22 protein-coding genes and 1 pseudogene are annotated in these 22,905 nt (G+C 72.8%); 10 read left to right on the forward strand and 13 right to left on the reverse strand.

Annotated features, from left to right (window positions below; translation table 11 throughout):
- Positions 1–8: 8 nt before the first annotated feature.
- The 4 genes from Plo01_RS35310 to Plo01_RS35325 are packed head-to-tail and all read right to left on the reverse strand — an operon-like array spanning position 9 to position 2,216.
- Positions 9–386: a DUF3037 domain-containing protein gene (locus Plo01_RS35310; RefSeq protein WP_203895121.1), complete on the reverse strand. Its 378-nt coding sequence runs from the start codon at positions 384–386 to the stop codon at positions 9–11.
- The gene (locus Plo01_RS35315) at positions 383–1,192 is read right to left on the reverse strand and encodes a HipA family kinase (protein ID WP_203895122.1); all 810 of its coding nucleotides are present in this window, start codon (positions 1,190–1,192) and stop codon (positions 383–385) included. Before Plo01_RS35315 ends, Plo01_RS35310 begins: the two co-directional genes overlap by 4 nt.
- Before the next feature lie 9 nt (positions 1,193–1,201).
- Complete coding sequence (locus tag Plo01_RS35320; protein WP_203895123.1) at positions 1,202–1,816, reverse strand: hypothetical protein; 615 nt, start codon at positions 1,814–1,816, stop codon at positions 1,202–1,204.
- On the reverse strand, positions 1,800–2,216 hold the full coding sequence (locus Plo01_RS35325; protein ID WP_203895124.1) for an SRPBCC family protein: 417 nt from the start codon (positions 2,214–2,216) through the stop codon (positions 1,800–1,802). Before Plo01_RS35325 ends, Plo01_RS35320 begins: the two co-directional genes overlap by 17 nt.
- Before the next feature lie 263 nt (positions 2,217–2,479).
- Here Plo01_RS35325 and Plo01_RS35330 point away from each other — a divergent pair, with 263 nt between their 5' ends.
- Both Plo01_RS35330 and Plo01_RS35335 read left to right on the forward strand, forming a co-directional pair.
- The gene (locus Plo01_RS35330) at positions 2,480–3,355 is read left to right on the forward strand and encodes an alpha/beta fold hydrolase (protein ID WP_203895125.1); all 876 of its coding nucleotides are present in this window, start codon (positions 2,480–2,482) and stop codon (positions 3,353–3,355) included.
- Positions 3,356–3,441: 86 nt separating this feature from the next.
- Entirely contained in the window at positions 3,442–3,987 is a 546-nt protein-coding gene (locus Plo01_RS35335; RefSeq protein ID WP_203895126.1) for a TetR/AcrR family transcriptional regulator, read from the forward strand.
- Between the two features lie 186 nt (positions 3,988–4,173).
- Here Plo01_RS35335 and Plo01_RS35340 read toward each other — a convergent pair whose 3' ends face one another.
- From Plo01_RS35340 to Plo01_RS35350, 3 genes are all read right to left on the reverse strand, one after another.
- On the reverse strand, positions 4,174–5,058 hold the full coding sequence (locus Plo01_RS35340; RefSeq protein WP_203895127.1) for a TIGR03619 family F420-dependent LLM class oxidoreductase: 885 nt from the start codon (positions 5,056–5,058) through the stop codon (positions 4,174–4,176).
- Positions 5,059–5,231: 173 nt separating this feature from the next.
- Entirely contained in the window at positions 5,232–6,482 is a 1,251-nt protein-coding gene (locus tag Plo01_RS35345) for an LLM class flavin-dependent oxidoreductase (protein WP_203895128.1), read from the reverse strand.
- The gene (locus Plo01_RS35350) at positions 6,479–7,273 is read right to left on the reverse strand and encodes an alpha/beta fold hydrolase (protein ID WP_203895129.1); all 795 of its coding nucleotides are present in this window, start codon (positions 7,271–7,273) and stop codon (positions 6,479–6,481) included. Before Plo01_RS35350 ends, Plo01_RS35345 begins: the two co-directional genes overlap by 4 nt.
- A gap of 192 nt (positions 7,274–7,465) precedes the next feature.
- Between Plo01_RS35350 and Plo01_RS35355 the strand changes: the two genes are divergently transcribed.
- From Plo01_RS35355 to Plo01_RS35365, 3 genes and pseudogenes are all read left to right on the forward strand, one after another.
- Positions 7,466–8,293 carry an LLM class F420-dependent oxidoreductase gene (locus Plo01_RS35355; RefSeq protein WP_203895130.1) on the forward strand — a complete coding sequence of 276 codons (828 nt, stop codon included), beginning with the start codon at positions 7,466–7,468 and terminating at the stop codon, positions 8,291–8,293.
- Between the two features lie 245 nt (positions 8,294–8,538).
- Positions 8,539–9,156: pseudogene (locus tag Plo01_RS35360) on the forward strand (serine/threonine-protein kinase); the annotation flags it as partial.
- Between the two features lie 31 nt (positions 9,157–9,187).
- Complete coding sequence (locus Plo01_RS35365) at positions 9,188–10,549, forward strand: PASTA domain-containing protein (RefSeq protein ID WP_203895131.1); 1,362 nt, start codon at positions 9,188–9,190, stop codon at positions 10,547–10,549.
- Between the two features lie 24 nt (positions 10,550–10,573).
- Here Plo01_RS35365 and Plo01_RS35370 read toward each other — a convergent pair whose 3' ends face one another.
- Positions 10,574–11,128: a TetR family transcriptional regulator gene (locus tag Plo01_RS35370; RefSeq protein ID WP_203895132.1), complete on the reverse strand. Its 555-nt coding sequence runs from the start codon at positions 11,126–11,128 to the stop codon at positions 10,574–10,576.
- A gap of 175 nt (positions 11,129–11,303) precedes the next feature.
- Between Plo01_RS35370 and Plo01_RS35375 the strand changes: the two genes are divergently transcribed.
- On the forward strand, positions 11,304–13,499 hold the full coding sequence (locus Plo01_RS35375; RefSeq protein ID WP_239317698.1) for an MMPL family transporter: 2,196 nt from the start codon (positions 11,304–11,306) through the stop codon (positions 13,497–13,499).
- A gap of 48 nt (positions 13,500–13,547) precedes the next feature.
- Here the strand turns inward: Plo01_RS35375 and Plo01_RS35380 are convergent, their stop codons facing one another.
- On the reverse strand, positions 13,548–14,651 hold the full coding sequence (locus Plo01_RS35380) for an alcohol dehydrogenase catalytic domain-containing protein (RefSeq protein WP_203895134.1): 1,104 nt from the start codon (positions 14,649–14,651) through the stop codon (positions 13,548–13,550).
- A 237-nt stretch (positions 14,652–14,888) separates the two neighbouring features.
- Here Plo01_RS35380 and Plo01_RS35385 point away from each other — a divergent pair, with 237 nt between their 5' ends.
- The 3 genes from Plo01_RS35385 (at position 14,889) to Plo01_RS35395 (ending at position 19,834) form a co-directional block, all read left to right on the forward strand.
- Positions 14,889–16,169 carry an ABC transporter substrate-binding protein gene (locus Plo01_RS35385; RefSeq protein WP_203895135.1) on the forward strand — a complete coding sequence of 427 codons (1,281 nt, stop codon included), beginning with the start codon at positions 14,889–14,891 and terminating at the stop codon, positions 16,167–16,169.
- A 144-nt stretch (positions 16,170–16,313) separates the two neighbouring features.
- Entirely contained in the window at positions 16,314–19,010 is a 2,697-nt protein-coding gene (locus tag Plo01_RS35390) for an ABC transporter permease subunit (RefSeq protein ID WP_203895136.1), read from the forward strand.
- Positions 19,011–19,012: 2 nt separating this feature from the next.
- Entirely contained in the window at positions 19,013–19,834 is an 822-nt protein-coding gene (locus Plo01_RS35395; protein WP_203895137.1) for an ABC transporter ATP-binding protein, read from the forward strand.
- A 55-nt stretch (positions 19,835–19,889) separates the two neighbouring features.
- Here the strand turns inward: Plo01_RS35395 and Plo01_RS35400 are convergent, their stop codons facing one another.
- The 4 genes from Plo01_RS35400 to Plo01_RS35415 form a co-directional block, all read right to left on the reverse strand.
- Positions 19,890–20,312: an SRPBCC family protein gene (locus Plo01_RS35400; RefSeq protein ID WP_203895138.1), complete on the reverse strand. Its 423-nt coding sequence runs from the start codon at positions 20,310–20,312 to the stop codon at positions 19,890–19,892.
- A gap of 115 nt (positions 20,313–20,427) precedes the next feature.
- Positions 20,428–20,733, reverse strand: a complete 306-nt coding sequence (locus Plo01_RS35405) for an ArsR/SmtB family transcription factor (RefSeq protein ID WP_203895139.1) — start codon at positions 20,731–20,733, stop codon at positions 20,428–20,430.
- 5 nt (positions 20,734–20,738) lie between these two features.
- A complete protein-coding gene (locus tag Plo01_RS35410; RefSeq protein ID WP_203895140.1) occupies positions 20,739–21,101 on the reverse strand; it encodes a VOC family protein in 363 nt (120 codons plus the stop codon).
- 80 nt (positions 21,102–21,181) lie between these two features.
- Positions 21,182–21,955, reverse strand: coding sequence for an SDR family oxidoreductase (locus Plo01_RS35415; protein WP_203895141.1), 774 nt, complete (start codon positions 21,953–21,955; stop codon positions 21,182–21,184).
- Between the two features lie 107 nt (positions 21,956–22,062).
- On the opposite strand from Plo01_RS35415, the gene Plo01_RS35420 reads away from it, so the two are divergent.
- A complete protein-coding gene (locus Plo01_RS35420) occupies positions 22,063–22,890 on the forward strand; it encodes a TIGR03619 family F420-dependent LLM class oxidoreductase (protein ID WP_203895142.1) in 828 nt (275 codons plus the stop codon).
- The last annotated feature ends 15 nt before the right edge of the window (positions 22,891–22,905 follow it).

Consider the following 22,905-nt stretch of genomic DNA (forward strand, 5'->3'; position numbering starts at 1 on the left):
CCGGAGTCTCAGGAGGGCCGCACCAGCCGGTCCATCAGGTGCTCCAGCTCGCCCTCGGGGGCGTCGGTCAGTCCGGCGTGCACCGGGCCGGCCTGCACGATCGTGCTGCGCGGCGCGGTGAGCCAGCGGAACCGGCTGCCGAGCGACTCCCTGGACAGCGGGCCCGTGTCGTCGTCGCAGGAGATCCGGTAGGCGTCGAGCGCGTGCCGTACCCCGTCGACGTCGGCGTGGGCGTCGAGCGCGCGCAGCCGTGCCTCGTCCAGCTCCACCCGCGCGCACAGGTAGTCGCGCGGCTGGCAGTAGAGCAGGATGCCCGCGTTGATCAGCTCGCCGCGTTCGACGCGGGGGACGACCCGGATGACGGCGTACTCGTAGACGTCTCTCATCGGGTGCCCTTCCAGAACGCACCGACCGAACCGGACTTCTTCTCCTGCCGGGGAGCCGCGGAGGGCTCCGGCAGCCAGGCCCGCGGCCCGTGCGCGCGGGCGAGCAGGTGCCCGGTGTACGCCTCCCGCACGGCCTGCGCGTCGTCGAACCCCGGCTCGTCGGCCAGCCATTCGTCCGGGACCTCGGCCAGCACCTCGCCGAGGAGCCCGGGGGTGATCCGCTCGCTCAGCTCCGCGTCGGCCTCGGCCATCGCGGTGGCGAAGGGGGCCAGGACGTGGTCGCCCGCGTCGAAGCCGCGCTGCGGGTCGGCGGTGCGCCAATTGTGGTGGAACCAGAGGGCGGCGCCGTGGTCGATCAGCCAGACGTCGCCGTGCCAGAGCAGCAGGTTGGGGTTGCGCCAGCTCCGGTCGACGTTGTGGATCAGCGCGTCGAACCAGAGCAGCCGGGAGGCGAAGGCGGGATCGGGCGGCCAGGTGAGCGGCTCGAAGCCGAGCGCGCCGGGCAGGAAGTCGACCGCGAGGTTGCGCCCGGCGCTGGCCTTGAGCAGGTCCTGGATCTCCTCGTCGGGTTCGCGGGCGCCGAGCTGCGGATCGACGTCGACCACCTTCAGCTCGGGGGTGCGGAAGCCGAGCCGCCGGGCCAGCTCGGCACAGACGATCTCCGCCACCAGCACCCGGCGCCCCTGCCCGGCGCCTCGGAACTTCACGGCGTAGGTGCCGAGGTCGTCGGCCTCCATCACCCCGGGAAGCGACCCGCCCTCACGCAGCGGCGTGACGTAGCGGGTCGCCGTGATCTCTTCCAGCACCGGGCCAGGCTATCGGGTGGCCCGGTCCCGGATGGCACGCAACATGACCAGCCGGACCAGGCCGCTGCCCAGCCGGATGATCCGCCAGTATCGGCCCATGGCCCGCCGGGCGTCGGGGCTGGTGGCCAGGATCCTCGTCTCGGTCACCAGACGGATCCGGCCCGGCCCGGCGTCGTCGAGGAGCAGGAAGTTGAACGTCGCCTTGGCGTAGCCGGGCGTGTCGAACGCCCGGAAGGCGTCGAGGTCCCCGAAGGAGGGGTCGTGGGAGCCGCCCAGCCGCCACCACTGGCCGATCAGTCCCTGGACCGTCTCGCGGCCGGAGTCCGCGGCCAGCTGGGTGAAGGGGAAGGACGGAGTGCTCCCCTGACCGCGGGCGTCCCCTGGTCCGAGGCCGTTCCCTGGTCCGCGGCCGTTCTCCTGTCCGTGCCCGCCCCGCCGCCCGTGGCCGCCGCGGAGCCGGGAGGCCAGCTCGCGGATGGCGAAGAGCGGCCGGGCCGCCCGCAGGTCCGTCGGGTTCAGCGTGGTCACCGCGTCCCAGACCCGCTCGCGCGAGGCGGTGATGGTGATCTCGTGCCGTTCGGCGAAGTCGGGGCGGGCGATGATCTGGTCAGTCAACGTCCGCACGGCTGGCCTCCCGCTCCAGGTTGTCCAGGAGCCGCTCCAGGACGGCGTCGTGCTGCCAGCGGATCAGCACCGGCCACAGCAGCCGGAACAGGCCCGTGGTGCGTCCCTTGATCTCGTGCCGGACGAGGGTGCCGCCCTCGGCGGGGTGGAGCGTGAAGCCGTGCCCGCCGGTCATCTCCTTGGTGTCGAACCAGATCCTGCGGCAGGGCTCGACGGCCCCCACCCGGTAGCGCATCGGGTCGTGCTCGACGGGGGCGCCGGGCTTGACGCCCTCGGGGAGGTGGAAGCGGCCCTTCTCCTGCGGCCAGAGCGGGTCTCCCGGGCCGCCGAGGTTCATGAGCAGCTCCCAGACCCGCTCGGGAGACGCGGGGACGACGCGTTCGTGCATGTTGTAGACCACGAGCCACCTCCATACGGTTGCGTATGGTTCGACTATACGCCCGCGTATGGAAGGGGTGCGGAGGGGCCCCGGGTCGGGGCGTGCGCGCGCCGCCTCCGAGGTGGGGAGCCGGGCGGCGGCCCGGTCGCGCGGCGTGGTCATGACCCCGGGACACGTGGGGAGAGTGATTTTTCTAACGGCAAAATATCTATTGACCCGTTAGATGCTCATCCGTTAGAACTGATCGGGTCAGTCCCTCCGGCAGGCCCGTGAAAGGCGTTGAGATGAGGCTCCTGGACGTCCCCCGCACCGCGCACCGCCACATCGAGGTCGACGGGGTGCGGGTCTTCTACCGCGACTCGTCGCCGGCCCGGCCCGACGCGCCGGTTATGTTGCTGCTGCACGGCTTCCCGTCGGCCTCGCACCAGTTCCGCCGGCTCATCGACGTCCTGGGCGGGCGGTACCGCCTGATCGCTCCGGACTACCCCGGGTTCGGGCACACCGAGGTCCCGGAGGGGTTCGCCTACGGCTTCGACCGGCTCGCTGACGTCATGGAGGGCTTCGTCGAGCGGCTCGGCCTGACCCGGTTCGTGATGTACGTCTTCGACTTCGGCGCCCCCATCGGCTTCCGGCTGGCGACCCGCCGCCCCGAGTGGATCGCGGGCCTGGTCGTCCAGAACGGCAACGCCTACGAGGAGGGGCTGTCGCCGCAGGCCCGCGACTTCATCGCGCTGCGTCCGGAGGACGACGGCGCCGAGGAGACCGTCCGCGGCCTGCTGACGCTCCCGGCGACCCGGGGCCAGTACGAGGGCGGGACCGGCCACGCCGAACTGGTCGCCCCCGACGGCTGGACGCTCGACCAGCACTTCCTCGACCTGCCGGGGCGCAAGGAGGCCCAGGTCGCGCTGGCCTTCGACTACCACGCCAACGTCGGGATGTACCCGCTCTGGCACGCCTGGCTGCGCGAGCACGTCCCGCCCACGCTCATCGCCTGGGGCCGGGGCGACCCGTTCTTCACCGAGCGGGGCGCCCGTGCCTACCTGCGCGACCTGCCGGAGGCCGAGCTCCACATCCTGGACACCGGTCACTTCGCGCTGGAGGAGAAACTCCCCGAGATCGCCCCGCTGATCGCGGACTTCCTCGACCGCGTCTGGACGTGACGCCCGGCGCGGGCGGCGGAATGTGGGCGGCTCCAGCGCGGTCGCGCGCGAGCCGGCCATACGCCCGCGTATGGAAGACTGGCCGGATGGCACGGTTGAGCGCGGAGGACTGGGCGACGGCGGCGCTGGAGGCGCTGGCCGAGGGCGGCCTGGCGGCCGTCGCGGTGGAGCCGGTGGCGGTACGGCTCGGCGCCACCAAGGGCAGCTTCTACTGGCACTTCGCCAACCGCCGGGCGCTGGTCGAGGCCGCGCTCACCCGCTGGGAGGCCGGGACCGAGGAGATCATCGCCGGGCTGTCGGAGATCCCCGACCCGGTCCTGCGCATGCGCACGCTGCTGGAGTTCGCCTTCGGCGACCCGGTGGACTCCAAGATCGCCTTCCAGCTGATCAGCGCGGCCGACGACCCGCTCGTCGCCGAGACGGCCCGCCGGGTGAGCGCGCGGCGGCTGGAGTTCATGCAGGCGGTCCTGGAGGAGGCCGGGCAGCCGCCCGAGCTCGCCCGGGGACGCGCCGTGGTGGGCTACAGCGTCTACCTCGGCATGGCCTCGCTGCACCGGGTCGGCGCGGTGGACGAGCCCATCGGCGCCTTCATGGACCTGGCCCTGTCGGAGATGGGGCTCGCGGGCTCCTGAGCCCGCCCCGGAGACCAGATGGGAAGCGCGCCCTCCCGGGAGACCAGACGGGAAGCGCGCCCCCCGGGAGACCAGACGGGAAGCGCGCCCCCCCGGGAGACCAGACGGGAAGCGCGCCTCCGGAGAACACCCGGGGGCGCGCTTCCCGCTTGACGGTCGTGAGTGATCCGCCGCCGGGAGGGGCGGTCACATCTTCGCGACGACCTCCTCGGCGAAGCGTTCGAGGGTGGCGGTCTTGAGCGCGAGGCTGCCCCGGCCGTACCGCTCCTTCTCCTCCGGCGTGGCCAGCCACCAGGGGGCGGCCATCGTCCCGGTGACGCCCTTGTCGGCGAAGCGGCGGTAGGTGTCGGCGTCGGGCATCACGGCCAGCGGGGCGACGATCTCCAGGGCGTCCTGCGGCCTGCCGTACTCCGACAGATAGCGCCGCAGGTCGGCGAGGACCGTGTCGAGCTGTTCCTCGGTGTAGACGCGGTTGCCGATCCAGCCGTCGCCCAGCCGGGCCGCGCGGCGCAGCGCCGCCTCGCTGTCGCCGCCGACGAAGAACGGCACGGGCGCGGCGGGCACGGGGCAGATCGACAGCGGACCGAAGTCGAAGTGCCCGCCGTGGTGTTCGACCGTGCCTCCGGCCCAGAGCGCCCGCAGCGCCGGGATCATCTCGTCCAGCCTCCGGCCCCGGGTGTGGAAGTCCTGGCCGGTCTGGACGAACTCCTCCTTGCACCAGCCGACCCCGACCCCGAAGGAGACCCGGTCCCCGGATAGGACGGCGGCCGTCGAGACCTGCTTGGCGACGGTGAACAGGTCGCGGGCCGGGGCGATGTAGACGTTGGGGGAGAAGCGCAGCGTCGAGGTGACCGCCGCCATCGCGCCGATCGTCACCCACACGTCCGGCCAGTGCGTGTCGGCGTCCCAGCGGGGGGAGCCGGTGTCGGAGTAGGGGTAGGGGGAGTCGAAGTCGGCGTAGAAGATGTGGTCGGACAGCGTGAGCGTGTGGATGCCGCAGCGCTCCGCCACCCGGGCCAGCTCCACGAACTGGTCGGTCGGAACGAATGACGCCCCTAGCCAGAACTGCACGGGTCACTCCGCCTTCTGTGAATGGTGAAATTTCGGGATATGTCACACGGCGAAGCCGGGGGACATATCCCGTCGGCACCCGGGGTGCGAGGAGTCTCCGGGGCCGGTCGGTGAACTCGGTGCGAGGAGTTTCCGGGGCCGGTCGGTGAACTCGGTGCGATGAGTCTCCGGGGTCAGTCGGCGAACTCGGGGATGACCTTGGTGGCGAAGAGTTCGAGGTTGCGCTTGACGGTGTCGAGCGGGAGCACGCCCTGCTGGCCCTGCATGAACAGGCCGAACCACTCCAGGTCGGGCATCCGGTCGAGCATGCGCTGGATGCCGCGCTTGACGTCGTCGGGGCCGCCCAGCAGGGCCATCTCGACCTCGTTCATGCGCTTGAAGTCGCCCTTCTCCGGGCTGATCGGCTTGTGCTTGTCGTCCTCCTGCTTGCGCAGGACCTCCAGGTAGCCGAACGGGCCGAAGAAGGCGGCGAAGTCCTTCTGCATGCCCTTGCCGTAGGTGGCGATGGCCTCCTCGCGGGTGTCGGCCATACCGACGATCTTGAGGATGCCGGTGTGCTCGCCCAGCTTGTAGTCCCGGCCGCACTTGGCCGACTCCTCCTGGTAGAGCTTGGCCTTGGCGGCGTGCTCGTCCGGGTTCGGGGTGAACATCCAGGGCAGGATGTCCTCCTGGGCGGCGCGGATCACCGAGCGGTCGGAGATGGTGAACGGCTGCCACAGCTCCGGGTAGGGGTTCTGGTACGGCTTGGGCCCGACCGAGACCGCGTGGATGCGGCCCTGCTCGTCCACCTCGCCGGGGGCGCCGAACGTCCGCGTCCACTCCAGCGCCGGCCAGCCCTCGATCCCCTCGTACGGCGAGGGCACCTCGTAGTCCAGCACGTCCGACTTGTAGCGCAGGGTGTCCTGGGTCCACGCCATCTTCATGATCTTCAGCACCTCGCCGAAGACGTCGAAGTTGCGGGTGTCGGAGGCCGAGCCGTCGGAGCGGGCCGCGGCGGCGTGCCAGCGCTGGCCGAGCACGTTCATCCACCGGTTCTGGTAGCCGCGGGCCACGCCCAGGCGGAGCCGGCCCCTGCTGAAGTGGTCCAGCAGCGCCACGTCCTCGGCGGCGCGGATCGGGTCCCAGGCCGGCAGCACGATGCCCAGCGGGGCCAGCAGGATGCGCTCGGTCCTGGCGGCCAGGTCGGTGAGGAACATCAGCGGGTTGACCGAGAACTCGAAGCCCTCGGAGTGGAAGTGGTGCTCGGTCATCATGAGCGCGTCGAAGCCGATCTGGTCGGCGTGGACCGCGATCTCGCGCACCTCGTGCAGCAGCGCCTGGTAGGACTCGATGTCCCGCCCGATCGGCCGCTTGGCGACGGCGTTCTCCTCCTGGGAGTAGCCCGAGCCGGGAATCTGCGGGTTGAGGAATATCGAGAACTTCACGACGACAGACTCCTTAGCCAGTTGGTGACGACGAGCAGGAACTCCGCTGGGCGTTCCTCGTGCAGCCGGTGGCTGCTGCCCTCCCAGGTGACGACCTTGGAGCGCGGGTCCTTCAGCAGTCCCGCCTCCCAGGCCGCCTGGGCCGGGTCGAACCAGAGACTCAGCACCGGGCACTCCCGGCGCGCCAGGTAGGCGTCGGAGTTGTGCCGGACCCCGAGCGCGTCCGGGCCGCCGAACATCGCCTCGAACGCCTGGAGCAGCACGTGCGGAGGGGTGCCGAGGATCTTGCGCCGGTGCCACTCGCGTATCCACTCGGGGGTCGCCCGGTTGGCGGTCCACCGGTCGTTGGCCAGGGACACGCCCACCGTGTCCTCGCGCATCCGCTCGATCATCGAGGGGAAGGCGTCGGCCACCGGGCCCGCGAAGCCGTACCCGGGATCGACCGCGACCACCGCGCTGACCAGCGAGGGGTGCTCGACCGCCAGGTGGGAGACGATCTGCCCGCCCATCGAGTGGCCGATCGCGACGCACGACCCGACCCCCAGCCCGGCGCAGAGCCGGGCGAGGTCGTCGGCCATGGCACGGGGGGTGTTGCCGGTCTCCGGGGCGGACGAGTAGCCGTGCCCGCGCATGTCGGCGGCGATCACCCGGTAGTGCTCCGCCAGCGCCGGGATGTGGTGGACCCACTCGTGGGAGTCCGATCCCAGGCCGTGGACGAGCAGCAGCGTCGTGTCCCCCGAGCCGTCGTCGGTGTGGAACAGCCGTACGTCGCCTAAGTCGGTGAATGCCATGAGCACCCTTTCCTGAGGACCGCCGGGCCCGCCGGGTCGCCCCGCTCCCACTCGCGCCGCGGACGGCCGGGTCCGGGGACCTCGTCATCCACGACGTGAGCAAGCTACCCTAGGAATGATAACCGAGCAATCGCTTGGTTCGCCAAGCGGATCCGCTTGGTCGCGCGGACGCAGCGGAACCGGAGGTCTTTCATGCGGCTGGGTGTCACGATGTTCGCCACCGACACGGCGATGCCGGTCGCCGACCTGGCGCGGTCGGCGGAGGAGCGCGGGTTCGTCTCCCTCTACCTGCCCGAGCACACCCACATCCCGGTCTCGCGCCGCACGCCCCCCGCCGGCGGCCAGGAGACGCTCCCGGAGGAGTACTGTCGCACGCTCGACCCGCTGGTGGCCCTCTCCCACGCCGCCGCCGTGACGGAGCGGCTCAGCCTCGGCACCGGCATCCTGCTCGCCGCCCAGCGGGAGCCCATCGTGACCGCCAAGGCCATCGCCACCCTCGACCACCTCTCCGGCGGCCGGGCGGTCATCGGCGTCGGGTTCGGCTGGAACGTGGAGGAGATCGAGGACCACGGCGTGCCGTACGGCTCCCGCCGCGACGTCGCCCGCGAGCACATCCTCGCGATGAAGGAGCTGTGGAGCCGGGAGGAGGCGGGCTTCGAGGGGCGCCACGTGCGTTTCGAGCCGTCCTGGTCCTGGCCCAAGCCGGTCTCCGGGCCGCCCGTCTACGTCGGCGGCGCGGCGGGCCCGAAGCTGTTCGCGCACGTCGCCGAGTACGCCGACGGCTGGATGCCGATCGGCGGCAGGGGGGTGCGGGCCGCCCTCCCGGCCCTGAGTGAAGCCTGTGAGAAGGCCGGGCGGCCGATGGCCCGGGTGATCCCGTTCGGCACGGTGCCGAGTGAGGAGAAGCTCGCCTACTACGCGGAGATGGGCATCGAGGAGGTCGTGCTCAGTCTGCCCAGCGCTCCCGCCGATCGGGTGCTCCCGGTGCTCGACGACTACGCCGGGTTCATCACTGTTTAGAGTCGGATATCCGGTTGCTCTGATTAGTTCTGGCGGGATGATTACACAAATATCACGGTCCGGGATAGAACGACGGCATTCCCGTTGACTGGCCGCGGTGCCTCTTCTTGAGTGGAGTGGTGCGGCGAGGGGAGGCCCACGTGCCGTATGCGCAGCCGCTCAAGCCGGGGGATCCCGAACGGCTGGGAGAGTACGAGATCGTCGGCCGCCTGGGAGAGGGAGGCCAGGGGGCGGTCTATCTCGGCATGCATTCCGCCACCGGCTCCGATCCGTACGCGGTCAAGCTGCTCCACGGCTCCGTCGGGGAGGAACGGGCCGCGTTCCTGCGCGAGGTGGAGCTGGCCAAGCAGGTGGCGCGGTTCTGCACCGCGCAGGTGGTCGGCGCGGGGCTGGAGGGCGACCGCCCCTACATCGTCAGCGAGTACGTCGACGGACCCTCCCTCCACCGGGAGGTGGCCGTCGGCGGCCCCCGGGCGGGCGGGTCGCTGGAACGGCTGGCCATCGGCACGGCCACCGCGCTCACGGCGATCCACCGGGCCGGGATCGTCCACCGCGACCTCAAACCGCAGAACGTCCTGCTCGGCCCCGACGGCCCCCGAGTGATCGACTTCGGGCTGGCCAGGGCGCTGGACGCGGCGGCCACCCAGACCGGACGGGGTGCGGGGACCCCCGCCTACATGGCGCCCGAGCAGGTCGAGGGGGGCCAGATCAGCCCGGCAGCCGACGTCTTCGCCTGGGGCGCCACCATGTGCTTCGCGGCCAACGCCCAGGCGCCGTTCGGGCAGGACTCGATCGCGGCCGTGCTGCACCGCATCCTCACCGCCCCTCCGGAGCTGGGCGACCTCGACGGGTGGCTCGGCGCGCTGGTCGCCGAATGCCTGCGCAAGGAGCCTCATGACCGGCCCACGAGCCGGGAGCTGCTGCTCGCGCTGCTCGGGGACGACGCCCGGCGGGAGACGTCCGGCGGCGCCGTCCGGGAGGGGGCGGCCGGGAGGGGGCGGCCGGCGGGGGACGCCCGGTTCCGAGCCGGTCTCCATCCGCTCGGCCTCGGCGCCCTGGGAGGCCGTCCCGCACGCCGCCGTCCCGCATACCGCCGTCCCGCATACCGCCGTCCCGCACGCCGCCGTCACGGGCGGGGCGCGGAGCCTGTGGGAGGCCGGGACGCGCGCTCCGGCGGTCTCCGGCCCCGGAACCCGCGGGTGGCCGGGATCCGGGCCGCCGGGACAGGGCGTTCCCGTGCCGGGCGCCGTCCCCGGCGAGCCGCGCGGGACCCGGACCCATCCGGGGCGGGCGGCCACCAGGGCGTCGGTCGCGATGTCGGGGTCGCTCCTGGTCAGCGCGGTCGTGCTGGTGGTGGGAGTGCTGGTCCCCTCCCTGGGCGGCGGCGCGCGGGACGGCGGCCGGGCCGCTCCCCCGGCGGGGACGACGACGGGGACGCATCCCGGCGGGACGGGCGCCGCGACGCCGTCCGCCTCCCCGCCCGGCCCGGACAGGACCACGCGCCCCGACGGGAGCACCCGCGCCGGCGGGGACACCGGCGGGGGCGGGGACGGAGGGAGTCCGGGGGCGACGAAACCGCCTCTCGCCCGCGCCGAGGTCACGGTGCCCTCGCTGGCGGGGATGGGGCGGTCCGAAGCGTTGCGCGCGGTCAAGCGGGCCGGGCTGGCCGTCGGACCCGTCACCCGGGCCGACTCCCGCGAGCCGATCGGACGGGTGCTGCGGACCTGGCCGCAGGCGGGGAGCAGGGTGGCCAGAGGGACCGAGGTCACCCTGGAGGTCTCGGCCGGGGTGGCGGTCCCCGGGCTGACCGGGCTCCGCAGGAAGGCGGCCGAGGCGCTGCTGGCCCAGGCGGGGCTGGCCGTGGGCGGGGTGACCGTCCGCTGCTCGGACCGGCCCGCGGGAGAGGTGCTCTCCAGCGCCCCCGGCACGGGCGAACGCGTCTCCGCGGGCACCGCGGTCGCGCTGACCGTGTCCCGGCGGGGGACGGAGATGCCCTCGGTCGTCGGGCGGGGCGAGGCCGGGGCGCGCGACGCGCTGGCCGCGGCGGGCCTGGCCGTACGGGTGCGGCCGAAACTGGTCACCGACCCGTCGAAGGACGGGGTGGTGCTGGGGCAGAACCCGGCGCCCGGCGGGTGCGTCCGCCGGGGAGGGGCGGCCGTCATCACGGTCGGCGTCGCGGGACAGACCGGACCGGGTCCGGACCCCACCGCCTCACCGGACCCGACCGGCTCCCCGACGGCCACCGGCGGTCCGTGAGGGGGCCGGGCGGCCGCGCTGGGATCAGGAGTGGTAGGCGGCCAGGGCGGCGGTCAGCAGGGTCTCCCGGACGACCTCCTCGGGCAGGTCGATCGTCTTGACCGCGGCGTACTGGAGCGAGCCCACCACCGCCCAGGCGCGCACCCGGCCGGCCGGATCGGGGTCCGGGCCGGCGAGCCGGACGTAGATGCAGTCGCGGAAGGCGCGGATGGCCTCGCCGGGGGAGCCGGGCGGGGCGTCGTCGGCGCCGCCGATCTCCTCCATGATCAGGCGGATGATCGCCCGGTGGCGGATGACGAAGGTCACCAGCGCCTCCAGGAACGCGCGTTCGTCGCCGAACTCGGTCTCGATCAGGGCGATGATGTCGTTGGCGGCGGGGGCGATGAGCTCGGCGGCCAGGCGGTCCTTAGGATGAAAGTGGTAGGCCACGGCCGTCTTGGTGACCCCGACCGCCGAGGCGATGTCGGCCAGGGAGGTCGCGGCGTAGCCGCGCTCGGCGAACAGCTGGCGGGCGGCGTGGAGGATCCGGTCGCGGGTGGCGTGGCCCGGGGCGTCGTAACGCGGATCGAGTGTGGTCATCGTCTCATTTCCACGGGTGGCGAGAGCACTCCCAGATGTGGGGTATTAGGCTTTTGGTAGCCGTACTGTACGGGCGTACAGAACGGTGTTACAGGCCGATGTCATCGAGTTTAATAGGGCGGTCCCAATGTCTGGCCTCCTCGGGCGGGTAGGCGGTTGGTGCGCGAGGCACGGCGTGATCGTGCTGACGCTGTGGATTCTCCTGGCGGCGGGGCTGACCGCGGGCTCGGTGTTCTTCCCCGGCCCGGTCAGCAACAACGTCGCGATCCCGGGCACGGACGCCCAGCGCGCCCACGATCTGATGGCCGAGGGGTTCGGCCCCGGCTACGACCCGGGCGGGACGATCCAGATCGTCCTCTACTCCGAGAACGGTCCCCTCACCTCCCAGCGCCGGACGCGCGCCGTGAACCGGGCGATGGACCGGATCCGCGACCTCCCGCACGTGGTGGAGGTGATGACGCCGTACCGGATGGGCGGCCTGGCCCCCAACAGGGAGATCGGTCTCATCACGGTCAAGCTCCAGGGGCACGACAACAACAAGCTGGCCGAGACGACCAAGGCGATCTCCGCGGCGGCCGAGCCGGTCCGCGGCCTGGGCATCGAGGCGGTGCCCGCCAACGCCGGGACCCCGGCCGACAAGGAGATCAAGACCGGCGCCAGCGAGGTCATCGGCGTCGTCTGCGCGCTGCTGGTGCTGCTGTTCGCCTTCGGCACCCTGGTGGCCGCGATGATCCCGATCTTCGCCGCGCTGGTCAGCATCGCGACCGGCCTGGGCGTGATCAGCCTCCTCGGCCACCTCGTGGACGTGCCCAAGCAGGCCTCGATCATGGCGACGATGATCGGCCTCGGCGTCGGCATCGACTACGCGCTCTTCCTGCTCAGCAGGCACCGCAAGCTGCTCGGCGACGGCGTGCCCGTGCGCGAGGCGGTCCGCAGGGTGTCCGCCAGCTCGGGCGGGGCCGTGGTGTTCGCCGGCGGCACGGTCGTCATCGCGCTCAGCGCGCTGATGCTCGCCGGCTTCCCGATGCTGCGCACGCTCGGCTGGATCACCGGCATCTCGGTCGTCTGCGCGGTGCTCACCTCGGTCACCCTCGTGCCCGCGCTGCTCGGCCTGCTCGGGCACCGGGTGAACGCCCTGCGCCTGCCGTTCATGGGCCGCCGCCGCAAGGACGCCGACGGCTCCTCGGGCTGGGCCGGGCTGGGCTCCTGGGTCGCCCGGCGCCCCTGGGGCGTGCTCGTGCTGAGCATCGCGGTCCTCGTCGCGCTGGCCGCGCCCGCCCTCGCGCTCAAGCTCGGCCCGATCGACGACGGCTACAGCGACCGGGGCACCGACACCCGCCGCTCCTACGAGCTCATCGAGGCCGGATTCGGGCCCGGCATGAACGGCCCGCTGGTCGTGGTGGCCGAACTGGAGGAGGCGGTCGCCGACCGCGAGCCCGCCCCCGCCGCGCTCCAGCTGCTGAAGGACCAGGTCGCCGCCGTCGAGGGCGTGCGCTTCGTCGGCGATCCGCTGCTCAACACCACCGGCACCGCGGTGCTGGTCCAGGCCGTCCCCGAGTACGCGCCCAGCGACCCCCGGGCCCTGGACGTGGTCGAGGACGTCCGCGCGCTCCGGCTGGAGGGGATGAGCGTGCACGTGGGCGGCAAGGTGGCCGGCATGGCCGACGCCGGCAACACGATCGCCGAGCGCACCCCCCTGGTGGTCGGGGTCGTGGTGCTGCTCAGCGCTCTGCTGCTGCTCCTGGCGTTCCGCTCGCCGATCGTGGCGATCAAGGCCGCGCTGATGAACCTGATCTCGCTGGGCGCCGCCTTCGGGGCCCTCTCCCTGGTCTTCTCCCTCGGCCTGGGCAGCGGCCTGGTCGGCATGGACCCGCCGGTCGGCACGGACGACTCCTACCTGACCACGCTGTTCTTCTCGGTGCCGATCGACAGCTACATCCCGCTGATGCTGTTCGCGGTGCTGTTCGGCCTCTCGATGGACTACGAGGTGTTCCTGCTCACGGCCGTGCGGCAGGCGTACCTCAAGCACGGGGACAACAGCCGGGCGGTGGCCGAGGGGCTGGGCACGACCGGCCGGGTCATCACCTCCGCCGCGCTGATCATGGTGGCCGTCTTCGTGGCCTTCATCGCCTACCCGGATCCCATGGTCAAGATCTTCGGCGTCGGCCTGGCCGTGGCCATCGCGGTGGACGCCACGATCATCCGGGGCTTCCTGGTCCCGGCCACCATGGTGCTGCTCGGCCGCTACAACTGGTGGTGCCCCCGCTGGCTGGACCGGATCCTGCCCGACCTGTCCGTCGAGGGCCACGACGAGGAGTCCATGGTCGAGGAGGAGCCCCGCAAGGAGCTCGTCGGCGCGGCCCGCTCCTGATCGCACCGTCCCGCTCCCGATCCTCCGTCCCGCCCGGCCCGCGGCCCGTCAGTCGAAGACGATCACGCTGCGGGCCACGGCGCCCTCGCGGACGTGCCGGACGGCCTCGTTGACCTCCTCCAGCGGGACCCGCTCGCTGACCAGGCGGTCGAGGTCGAGGCGGCCCCGCAGGTACTGCCCGGCGAGCATGGGCAGGTCCCGCAGCGGGGCGGCGTCGCCGCCCTGGGTGCCCATCAGGCGGCGGGAGGCGAACAGCAGGCCGGGCTCGATGGAGAGCGGCTGTCCCTGGGGCGGGCTGCCGACCATCACGGTCGTGCCGCCGGGCCGGGTCGCGGCGAACGCCTCACCCAGCACGCCGGGAACGCCGGTGACGTCGAAGGCGTAGTCCACGCCGCCCCGGACGATCTCGCCGACCTGCCGGGGCAGGTCGGCGGAGAGGATCGCGTGGGTGGCGCCGAACTCCCGGGCCAGCTTCAGCTTGGGCTCGGCCACGTCGGCCGCGATGATCGTGGTGGCCCCGGCCAGGGCGGCGCCCTGGACCACGTTCAGCCCGACTCCGCCGCAGCCGGCCACCAGGACGCTGGAGCCCGGGGTCACCTCCGCCACGTTCAGCACCGCGCCGACGCCGGTGACGACGCCGCAGGCCAGCAGGCACATGGTGTCGAACGGGGCGTCTTTTGCGATCTTCACGCACATGGGCTCGTTGACGACGGCGTACTCGGCGAAGGAGCCGATGCCGATCATCGTCCGGGCGGGGGCGCCGTCCACCGTGATGCGGGTGGTGCCGTCGTGCATGGTGCCCATGATGGCGGCCATCCGGGCCTTGCCCGAGCACAGGTGGAAACGGCCGGCCCCGCAGTCGCGGCACCGGCCGCAGGCGCCGTTCATCGCGATGATCACGTGGTCGCCGGGGCGGACGCTCGTCACGCCCGCGCCGACGCTCTCCACGATTCCGGCGCTCTCGTGGCCGAGGACGAAGGGGAGTTCCCGCACGACGGGGCTCTTGCCGTCGAGCGCCTTGATGTCGGAGCCGCACACGCCCGACGCCTTGATCCTGACGCGGACCTCGCCGGGGCCGGGGTCGGCGATCTCGACCTCGCGGACCTCCATCGGCCTGTCGAATCCGGTGAGTACGGCCGCCCGCATCAACATCAGTCCGCTCCCGTCGCGCCGAGGCCAGTCCGCTGCGCACGCTAGCCCCCGCGACGACTGAAAGCAAGCAATCGATTGGTGTGGGAGGCCGGTGCAACGCTCCGGTAACGCCGCATTGACACCCCGGAGCGGCCAAACCTACGCTGACCGAAAACCAAGCGAGCGCTAGGCCAAATTGGGGAGCGGGCGGGGGACCGTACGGCACGGCAGGGAGTGACCTGTGGGACGGAGTGACCTATGGGACGGCAGGCAGTGAGACGGCGGCCGGGACGGCTCGTCGGCCTGGTGGCCGCGGCGGCGCTGGCCGTCGCGGGCTCCGCGGGCTGCGCCGCCGAGCAGAAGGCGGCGGGCACGGGCGGCTCCGGCGGGACGGCCGGGGTGACCGACACCACGATCAAGGTGGGCGGCGTGCTCACCAAGACCAGCGCGAGCGGCTACTCCACCAAGGACGCCGAGATCGGGGCCAAGGCCCGGTTCCAGCGGGCCAACGACGCCGGTGGCGTGCACGGGCGGAAGATCGAGTTCGTCGGGGCCGAGGACGACGGCCAGGACGCCGCCAAGGGCGACGCGGCGGCCAAGAAGCTGGTCCAGAAGGACGGGGTCTTCGCGCTGGTCCCGGTGCACGGGCCCAACTTCGGCGGGGCGGTCTTCCTGGAGCAGCAGGGCGTGCCGTGGTTCGGCTGGGCGACCGGCCCGCAGTGGTGCGGGACGAAGACGGGCTTCGGCTACAACGGCTGCCTGGCCCCCAAGCCGGGCGCGGGCTCGCAGACCTGGTGGGGCAACCAGATGGCCGAGCTGCTCGGCGGCTCCGAGGGCAAGACGGTCTACGTCCAGACGACCGACTCCAGCGGCAGCAAGTACGGCGGCAAGACCATCTCGCAGTCCTTCGAGGCCGCGGGCTTCAAGATCGTCGGTATCAACTCCGGCCTGCCCGCCGCGGCCCCGCCGCCCGACTGGCTGCCGTACGTCAACAAGATCATGACCTCGGACGGCGGGAAGGCCCCGGACGTGGTGGTCTCCATCATCGCCGGGACCAAGTTCAACGTCGGGCTCTACTCGGCGCTGAAGAAGGCCGGGTACGAGGGTGTGCTGTCCGACGCCACCAGCTACGACGCGGCCATCCTGAAGGACCCGGCCACCGCCCAGGCGCTGGAGGGCGTGATCGCGGCCCCGATGTTCGAGCCGTTCGAGTCCACCGCGCCGGAGATCGCGCAGCTCAAGGCCGACGTGGAGAAGGTCGCCCCGGGCACCGTGCCGACCCAGCACCTGGCCATCGGCTACTGGTCGGCGGACATCTTCCTGAAGGTCCTGGAGCAGACCGGCAAGGACCTGACCCGGGAGAGGTTCCTGGCCGCCGCCAACGGCTCGTTCTCCTACGAGAACGCCGGCTTCGGCCGGATCCAGTACCCCAAGGACCACAGCGAGCCCAACGGCTGCGGGGCCCTGGTCAAGCTGGAGGGCGGCGCCTTCAAGGTCGCCAAGAGCATGAAGTGCTTCGAGAACGTGCCGCTGAAGTAGCGGCGCCGGACGTGCCGCCCGCGAGCTGGCGGGCCACGCGGGCGGCATGACGCGGGCGGCCGGGACCGTCGTGGAGACGGTCCCGGCCCTCGCCGTACCCGGCCCGGCCGATACGTCAGGCGCGAGAGTTCGGGGTGGAGACCCTTGTCGGAGTTCGTCGGCTACATCATCAGCGGCCTGGTCACCGGGGCCGTCTTCGCGGTCATGGCCTCGGGCCTGACCCTCTCCTACGCGGCGACGGGCGTGTTCAACTTCGCCCACGGCGCCATCGGCTTCCTGTCCGCGCTGCTGTTCTTCGAGCTCACCGTCGGCCTCGGCGTGCCCGCCTGGCCTGCCGGGGTGGTCGCGGTGCTGGTGTTCGCGCCCCTGCTCGGATACGTGCTGCACCGGGCGATGTTCCGCGGGCTGGCCCAGGCGGGGGAGACCGCGCAGATCGTCGGGACGATCGGCCTGACGATCGCGCTGCCCGCCCTGGGGCTCTGGATCGTCGACCTGATCGCCGAGCCGTTCGGGCTGCCGCGCGCCGACGCGACCTCGCTCCCGCGCGGGCTGGGGCCGTACCCGGCGGTCAACGTCACCCTCGGGGGCGTCCGCCTCGACTCCGACCAGATCATCACGTTCGTCTTCGCGCTCCTGGCCGCCGCCGGGCTCTGGGCCTTCATGCGGCACACGCCGTACGGCCTGCGCATGCGGGCCTCGGTCGACCGCCGCAGGCTGGCGACCCTGCGCGGGATCGACGCCGACGCCTCCTCGGCGCTGGCCTGGACGCTCAGCTCCACCCTCGCCGGGCTGGCCGGGGTCCTGGCCGTGCCGACCCTGGGGCTGGACTCCACCGCGTTCACCGTGATGCTGTTCGTCTCGGCGACCGCCGCGGTGTTCGGGCGGCTGCGCTCGATCCCGGTGACCTTCGCCGCCGGGCTCGGCCTCGGCGTGGTGCAGAACCTGGTCGCCGGGTACGCCGACTTCGCCGAGGACGTCACCGGCCTGCGCACGGCGGTCCCGGTGATCCTGCTGTTCGCCGGGCTGGTGGTGCTCAACAGGTCCAGGGACCGGGTCGCCGGCTCCGCCGCCGAGGACGCGCCGCCCCCCGACTACCTGGCCGACCTGCCGCTGTGGCGGCGGAGACTGCCCTGGGCCGTGTCCCTCGTCGCCCTGCTCGTCTGGACGTTCACCCGCCCGGCGGACGACTTCTACGTGGGCGTGGTGGCGCAGGGGCTGGTCCTCGCGCTGATCTTCTGCTCGTTCGTGGTGGTCACCGGCATCGGCGGCATGGTCAACCTCGCGCAGGCGTCCTTCGCCTCGATGGCCGCGCTGACCTGCGGGTGGGCGTTCTCCTCCGGGCTGCCCTTCCCGGTGGCGATCCTCCTGGGCGTGCTGGGCGCCACGGCGGTGGGCGTGCTCGTCGCGCTGCCCGCGCTCCGGCTGGGCGGGCGGATCCTGACCCTGGCCACGCTCGCCCTGGCCCTCCTCGCCGACCAGGTGCTCTTCCAGATCGACGCGTTCAGCAACGGCACCATCGGCTGGCCGCTGCCCGCGCTCGGCCTCGGGTTCGCCGACACCACCGACCCGCGCGTGCGGGTCGTGCTGCTGCTCGCCCTGATCGGGCTCGTCGGCCTGCTGGTGCGGAACCTGGAACGCTCGGCCTCGGGCCGGGCGATCCTGGCCGTGCGCTCGGCCCCGGCCGCCGCGACGACCTCGGGCGTCTCCGCGCCCCGCACCAAGATCCTGCTGTTCGCCCTGGCGTCGGGGATCGCGGGCCTGGGCGGGGTGCTGTTCGCGATCTCCAAGGGATCGGTGACGGCCACCGACCTGCCCGCCTTCGCGGGGTTCGTCTGGCTGGCCGTGGTCGTCCTGCAGGGCGTCCGCCGGATCGGCGGGGCCGTGCTCGGCGGCCTGATCGCCGCGATCTTCCCCGAGCTGCTGGCCACGTGGCACGTGTCCGCGCACGTCGGCGCGATCCTGTTCGGCACCGGCGGCATGATCCTGGCCCGGCACCCCGACGGCGTGCTCGCCCAGATGGCCGAGGGCCGCTACCGCCGCCGGCGGCGCAGACTCGAACGCACCAAGGCGGCCGCGATCCAGGCGGAGGCGGCGCCCGCCGTGCGAGCCGCGGCGGCATCGGGCCCCGATCACCCCGGCGAGCCCGCCGTGCCGGAGTCGGACGCGCTGTTCCGGCTGGAGAACGTGGTCGCGGGATACGGCGACGTGACGGTGCTGCGCGGGGTGGACCTGTCCGTACGGCCCGGCGAGGTGGTGGCGCTGCTCGGGGCCAACGGCGCGGGCAAGTCCACGACCTGCGCGGTGGCGGCGGGGGACCTGCCGGTGACGGCCGGGCGGGTGCTCCTGGACGGGGCGGACGTCACCGCCTGGCCCGCGCACCGCCGCGCGCGGGAGGGCGTGCTGCTCGCCCCCGAAGGGCGCGGCGTGTTCCCCAGCCTGACCGTCGAGGAGAACCTGCGGACCTGGCTGACGGACCCCGGCCCCGTCTACGAGCGATTGCCCCAGCTCGCCCGGCGGCGCGGGATCGCCGCGGGCGCCCTGTCCGGAGGGGAGCAGCAGCTGCTCACCCTCGCCCCGGCGCTGGTCCGGCCGCCCCGGGTGCTGATCGCCGACGAGCCGTCGCTGGGCCTGGCCCCGCTGGTCGTGGCGGAGATCTTCGAGGTCTTCGCCGAGCTGCGGGAGCGCGGCGTCGCGCTGCTGCTGGTGGAGGAGAAGGCCACCGCCGCGCTGGAGCTGGCGGACCGGGTGGCCTTCATGCGCCTGGGCCGGGTCACCTGGAGCGGGCCGCGTGCCGAGGTGGACGACACCCGGCTCACCGCCGCGTACCTGGGGGTGTCGTGAGAATGAACGGTGGGACGGGTGTGGACGGCGGAGCGGGCGCGGACGGTGTGACGGGCGTGAAGGCGGACGGCGGAGCGGGCGCGGCGCTGGCGGTCGAGGCGGTCTCGGTGTCCTTCGGCGGCGTCCGCGCGCTCAGCGACGTCTCCTTCGAGGTGCCGCCGGGGCAGGTGTGCGGGGTGATCGGGCCCAACGGCGCGGGCAAGACCACGCTGTTCGACGTCATCTCCGGGCTGCGCCGGCCGGCCTCCGGCTCCGTCTCGGTGGCGGGCCGCGACACCACGGCCGTCCCGGCGGTACGGCGGGCCCGCGCCGGGCTGCGCCGTACCTTCCAGCGGACCCAGGTGTTCGGCCGGCTGACCGTGGCCGACAACGTGCTGGCCGCGATGGAGTGGCGCGGGGGCGGCGGCGGCCTCCTGGCGGACCTGACCGGCTGGCCCGCCCGGCGGAGGCTGGAGCGTGAGCGCAGGCGGCGGGTGGACGAGGTGCTCGCCCTGTGCGGGCTGACCGAGCTGCGCGACGCCTACGCGGCCTCCCTGCCCGTCGGCCAGCGCCGCCTGGTCGAGCTGGCCCGCGCCCTGGCCGACGACCCCGCGCTGCTCCTGCTCGACGAGCCGACCTCCGGCCTCGACGCCGATCAGACCACCCGCCTCGGGGAGGTCGTCCGGTCGCTGGACACCACGACGCTGCTGGTCGAGCACGACATGGGCTTCGTCATGGAGGTCTGCGACCGCCTCGTCGTCCTGGACCTCGGCGAGGTCATCGCCGTCGGGACCCCCGCCGAGATCCGCGACGACCCCGCCGTGCGCGCGGCCTATCTCGGCTGAGGACGAATCCGTGCCGTGGGGTCCGCACCGCGGGGGCCGCAAGCGTGACGGATCGTCACCGGAGTCCGGCCAGGGTCGCCAGCAGCGACCGGAAGACGTGCGAGCGCCAGCCGCTGCTCATGCCGCGGAACGCGTACTCCTGAACGGGGTCGTCGAGGTCGAAGCCCGCGTGTTCGACGAACAGCCGGGTTCCGCGGCCCTCGGCGGTCAGCCGCCAGGTGACCGTGGTGTCGAGCGCGCCCCCGGCCCAGCCGATGCGCAGCAGCCGCCCGTCGTCGATCTCCAGGACCTCGCACCGGATGATCCCGTCGAAGCCGACGCGCGGGACCGGCTGGGTGGCGAAGGTGAACCGATGGCCCACGACCGGCTTGAAGTCGTTCGGCATCAGCCAGCGGGCCAGGAGGTCCGAGTCGGTCAGCGCCCGCCACACCTTGGCCGGTGGATGCGGCAGGAACTCGTCGACCTCGATCGTCGTCATGCTCTCCCTTCCCGTCGCACATGATGGGACCGCCGTACGGCGGTACCGGCGACCGGGTCCGGCCCGGCCGGAGCCGGTGCGCTCCCGAACCGTTTCCCGGTCCCGGCTTCTGTGGTCACAACTCCTCCAGCAGGTCGCGCAGGGCGGCCAGCCTGCCGCGCCAGAACCGCTCGTACGGCGCGAGCCAGTCCGACAACTCGTGGAAGGGCCCGGGCTCCAGTTGGTAGAGGCGGTGCCGGCCGTTGCGTCGCTCACTCACCAGCCCGGCGTCCTTGAGCACCTTGAGATGCTCCGAGACGCTCGGCCGGCTCATGTCGAAATGGGCGGCCAGGTCGCCGACCGGTCGCGGCCCGTCCAGCAGCAGCGCGACGAGGTCCCGCCGTACGGGACTGGCCAGCGCGGCGAACACGTCCACCGGCACGGGCGTCAGCCGGCGGACGCCAGGACGATTCCGTTCCCGTCGGGATCGGCGAAGGTCGCCTGGCGGCCCCACGGCAGGTCCTGGGGACCTTCGACGGCCACCCCCGCCTCCCGGAGCCGGGCGCAGTCCGTGTCGATGTCGGAGGTGGTCAACATCAGTCCTTGAACGTCGCCCGGGGTCGTGCCGGGCAGATGGGCGGCGAGGACCACGCCGGTTTGCGCCCCCTCCGGTGCGACCTGGAGCCACCGCATCGGCCCCATCGAGCGGTCCTCGAGCACCGTGAAGCCGAGGAGGCCGGCGTAGAAGTCCTTCGCGACGTCCTGATCGGAGACCGGAACGGTCACCAGTGCCACCTGTGTGATGTTCATGAGGTCGAAGATACGTAGGGTGTTTCCTACCTGTCAAGCGTAGGCGATTCCCTACCTTTTCGTTTCCGTCGCGCGGACGCTCAGGTGAAGAGCTGGCCGGCGTTGACGTCGAGGGTGGCGCCGGTGATGGAACGGGCCCGGTCGGAGGCGAGGAAGACGATCGCGCGGGCGACGTCCTCCTCGGTGGCGATCCGGCGCAGCGCCATCGCGCTCACGTCGCGGGCCAGGACGTCCTCGAAGGCGACGCCCTCGGCGGCGGCCCGGGTGCGCATCCAGTCGTCCAGGACCTCGCTGGCGATCCAGCCGGGGGCCACGCAGTTGACCCGCACGCCGTACGGCCCGAGCTCGTCGGCCAGGCAGTGGGAGAGCAGGTGCGCGGCGGCCTTGCCGGCGGCGAAGTCGCTGCGGCCCGCGTAGCCCTTCCGGGACGACATGGAGGTCACGTTCACGATCGCGCCCTCGCCCCGCTCGACCATCAGGGGGGCGAGGAAGCGGCAGGCGAGCAGCGTGCCGTACGCGCCGATGTCGACCGCCGCGCGCCAGGAGGCCAGGTCGGCGGGGGACATCTCCAGTACGTTCTTGCGGTGGGTGCCCGGGAAGGCCGCGTTGACCAGGACGTCCAGGCGGCCGAAGCGCCCGGTGACGGCGGCGGCGAGGGCCTCGACGTCCGTGGGGTCGGTGACGTCGGCGGGGACGGCGACCGTGCCGGGGACCTCGGCGGCGATCTTCTCGACGGTGGCGGCGGTCCGGGCGGCGACCACCACGCGGGCGCCCTCGGCGGCCATCGTCCGGGCCAGCGTCCGGCCCAGGCCGGGCCCCGCCCCGGTGATGACCGCGATCTTTCCGTGCAGCATCCGGCCTGCCTCCGGTGGTGGGTGGGCTCGCTGTGCTGTACGAGGATACCAAGCGTGCGCTAGGTTGGTTAGATGGGACGGGGATCCGCACGGGAGACGGAGGCGGGATGAGATTCGGGGTACCGCTCGGGCTGATCCACCCCGACGCGTGGAAGGACGTCGCGGTCGCGGCGGACGAGCTCGGGTTCGAGTCGGTGTGGCTCCCCGAGCACCTGGTCTTCACCACGGACCTGTCGCTCGCGGTCTACCCGGGCACCGACAAGCCGGGCATCTCGCCGAGCACCCCCCTGTTCGACGCCCCCGCCTACCTCTGCTGGCTGGCCGGGCTGACCTCGCGCGTCCGGCTGGGCACCGCCGTCCACCTCTACGCCCTGCGGCACCCGTTCATCTCGGCCCGGGCCTTCGCCACCCTCGACCGGGTCTCCGGCGGCCGGGCGATCTGCGGGGTCGGCGCGGGATGGTACGAGGGGGAGTGGCGGGCGGCCGGGGTGGACTTCGCCACCCGGGGGGCCCGCCTGGACGAGGCGATCGAGGTGACCCGGCGGCTCTGGTCGGAGCCGGTCGTCGCGCACTCGGGCCGCTTCCACGCCTTCCCCGAGGTGGCCTTCGAGCCCAAGCCGGTCCAGGAGCGGCTGCCCATCCTGGCCGGGGGGGAGTCGGGGGCCGCGCTGCGCCGCGCGGCGCGGCTGTGCGACGGCTGGATCAGCATGCCCCACTCGCTCGGCAGCGTCCGCCCCCAGCTCGACCGGCTCGCGGCGCTCCGGGACGGAGGCCGTCCGTTCTCGGTCACCGTCCACGCCTACGAGCTCGCCGGCCCCGCCGAGATCCCCGAGTGGGAGAAGCTCGGCGTCGACCGGATGATCGTCCGCCCCTGGCGGCGCAGCCGCGACGCGGTCACCGCCCTGGCCGCCTTCGCCGCCGACTACGGGGTCTGACGTCCGGCTCGTCGC

Origin of the sequence: Planobispora longispora, from assembly GCF_016863135.1 — a bacterium.
Lineage (GTDB): Bacteria > Actinomycetota > Actinomycetes > Streptosporangiales > Streptosporangiaceae > Planobispora > Planobispora longispora.